This is a genomic window from Gluconacetobacter entanii (genome assembly GCF_003206495.1).
GTDB lineage: Bacteria > Pseudomonadota > Alphaproteobacteria > Acetobacterales > Acetobacteraceae > Novacetimonas > Novacetimonas entanii.
The window spans coordinates 1-2,464 of sequence record NZ_NKUF01000108.1; the positions used below are offsets into that span (position 1 = coordinate 1).

Consider the following 2,464-nt stretch of genomic DNA (forward strand, 5'->3'; position numbering starts at 1 on the left):
AGTCGTTAAACAGGCTCAGACCATGGATCCAAAACACGGAGAAGAAAAAATGATCTCGCAGTGAAAGTGGCCATTGACGTGAAACTCCTCATGTGAGGGGCCGACGCGGCGACCTGGTGAAACTGATCTGGCACGATGGGATCGGCCTTTCCTTATATGCGAAGCGGATCGAGCGCGGGCATTTCCTGTGGCCTTCGGCAAAGGACGGAGCGATCCATCTCTCCCCGTCACAATTGACTTGTCTGCTGGAGGGTGTGGATTGGCGCAATCCTCAGAAAACATGGAGACCTGAACTGGCGGGATAATAAAAACTGCGTCAGGCCAGTATATACTGGTACCCTTTTGAGCGCCCATGTGATCAACTGCCTTCATGACGGGAGACACGGACGACATCATCGCCTTGCGCGCGGCACTTGCCGCTGCCGAGGCGCGTGCCCAGGTCGCCGAACTCCGGGCGTCTACTGCCGAAATCCGGGCCACTGATGCAGAATCGCGCGCGGCCAGCGCCGAAGCGCAGATTGCCCATCTCAAACATCTTATCGCGCGGATGCGCCAGGACCGTTTCGGCGCCTCGTCGGAGCGGGGGCGCCGCCTGCTGGCCCAGCTTGAACTCGAACTGGAAGAGCTGGAGACGACACTCGCCGAGGACGCGCCCGAAAACGCCGTGAATCCCGCTGTCCGCGCGACAGCACCCAGGAGCAACCGGGGGCGCCAGCCCCTGCGTGCCGATTTGCCGCGCGAGCGGGTCGTCATCCCCGCACCGACACAGTGTCCGTGCTGTGGCAGCGATCGTCTGAGCAAACTGGGGGAGAGCGTCACCGAGACGCTGGAGGTGATCCCGCGCCAGTTCAAGATGGGGTGGACGGCCCCCATGCGGCATCAATGTGCCATGCTGGGGTCGGAATGACCATTCAGAGGAGACCGCCCGGATGAAAATTACCATGATCGGCCTGGATATCGCCAAGTCCGTTTTTCAGGCGCACGGCACAGATGCAAACGGAAAATGTCTTCTCAAGCGAAAGCTCGGGCGCAGCGAGGTTGCCTCATTCTTCTGGAAACTCGAGCGGTGTCAGGTCGTGCTCGAAGCTTGCGGCACATCGCATCATTGGGCGCGCGTCATCCGCGATGCGGGTCATGACGTGAAACTTATTCCGCCGGACATGGTCAAGCCGTTCGTCAAACGTGGCAAGAAAAACGACGCTGTTGACGCCGCAGCCATCTGTCTTGCGGCACTCCATCCCGACACGCGCTTCGTCCCGATCAAAAACGAAGAACAGCAAAGTCTGCTCTCGTTACACTCAACGCGCACACTATTGGTCAAACAGCAGACGATGCTGGTCAATGCGTTGCGCGCGCTCGCAGCGGAATTCGGCTTGATCGTGCCGTTGGGAAACAGTCGCCTGCCCGATCTTCTGGCGAAAATCGAGACATCACCCGGTTTGCCCGACGTCATGAAGCAGACCGTCATTTTGCTCTTCGAACAATATGGAAAGTTGAGTGAAAGCATCGGATGCCTGGAAAGGCGAATCCAGGCGCACGCCAGGCAGGACGAAGATGCCCGTCGTCTTTTGACAATACCCGGCATCGGCCCGATGACCGCGTCCTTGATCGTGGCATCTGTCACGGATATCGACACTTTCGAAAGTGCGCGGCACTTCGCGGCCTGGCTTGGACTTGTGCCGCGCCAGCACTCGTCCGGCGGAAAGGTCCGGCTGGGCAGGATTACGAAAACGGGCAACCGGGAAATAAGGAAGCTGCTCGTTCTGGGGGCGACATCCATGTCCTTCCGCGCGCAGAAATGGACAGGCGCCGCAGGGGCATGGCTTTGCAAGCTTCTGGAGCGTCGCCCAACACGTCTTGCAACCGTCGCACTTGCCAACAAACTGGCCCGGATCGTCTGGGCTCTGCTGTCGCGCAAAGAGATCTATCGTCCGGCCGGCCGCAATGTCGCTGTAATCTGACATGCGCTGCCAAGACGATGGATGCCGGGGTTCGCCCCGGTAGATCCGGCAGAATGCACTGACCAGCGTGATGGGAAGACTGTAATTCAGGAACAGTTCAGGCGATACCGTTGTATGACATGTGCCATCGAGCACGTTTTCAAGATTGGTGCCTGACACGCAAGCGCACACCCATAATGGCCAGCGAAGAACGTCGCACAAATAGGCCGGACATAAGGGCGCACCTGACCGGATCCCCGCATCCTGCGAGCAGCGATGCATTCCACCGAGAAAACAAGATTTAGGGAAACGCAGAGAGATAACAAATGTGATCCATTGCATCGAACCGGCCGTCCACATAAGGTCATACAGACGGTGCGGGAGAAGTTCACCTGCCGGGACTGCGAGAACATCACCCAGCCACCCGCCCCCTTCCATCCGATCGCGCGCGGACGCGCCGGCCCATGGCTGCTGTCGACCATCCTGTGCGACAAGTTCCTGCAGCATCTGCCGCTGAACCGCCA

At 59.1% G+C, this 2,464-nt stretch carries 3 protein-coding genes and 1 pseudogene; all 4 read left to right on the forward strand.

Annotated elements, in window-relative coordinates; all coding sequences use genetic code 11:
- Positions 1–116 precede the first annotated feature (116 nt).
- Complete coding sequence (gene tnpB, locus CFR72_RS18490; RefSeq protein WP_202795790.1) at positions 117–305, forward strand: IS66 family insertion sequence element accessory protein TnpB; 189 nt, start codon at positions 117–119, stop codon at positions 303–305.
- A 65-nt stretch (positions 306–370) separates the two neighbouring features.
- On the forward strand, positions 371–907 hold the full coding sequence (locus tag CFR72_RS16630) for an IS66 family transposase (protein WP_110914801.1): 537 nt from the start codon (positions 371–373) through the stop codon (positions 905–907).
- 22 nt (positions 908–929) lie between these two features.
- Entirely contained in the window at positions 930–1,961 is a 1,032-nt protein-coding gene (locus CFR72_RS16635; RefSeq protein WP_110914802.1) for an IS110 family RNA-guided transposase, read from the forward strand.
- A gap of 330 nt (positions 1,962–2,291) precedes the next feature.
- Positions 2,292–2,464: pseudogene (locus CFR72_RS16645) on the forward strand (IS66 family transposase); the annotation flags it as partial.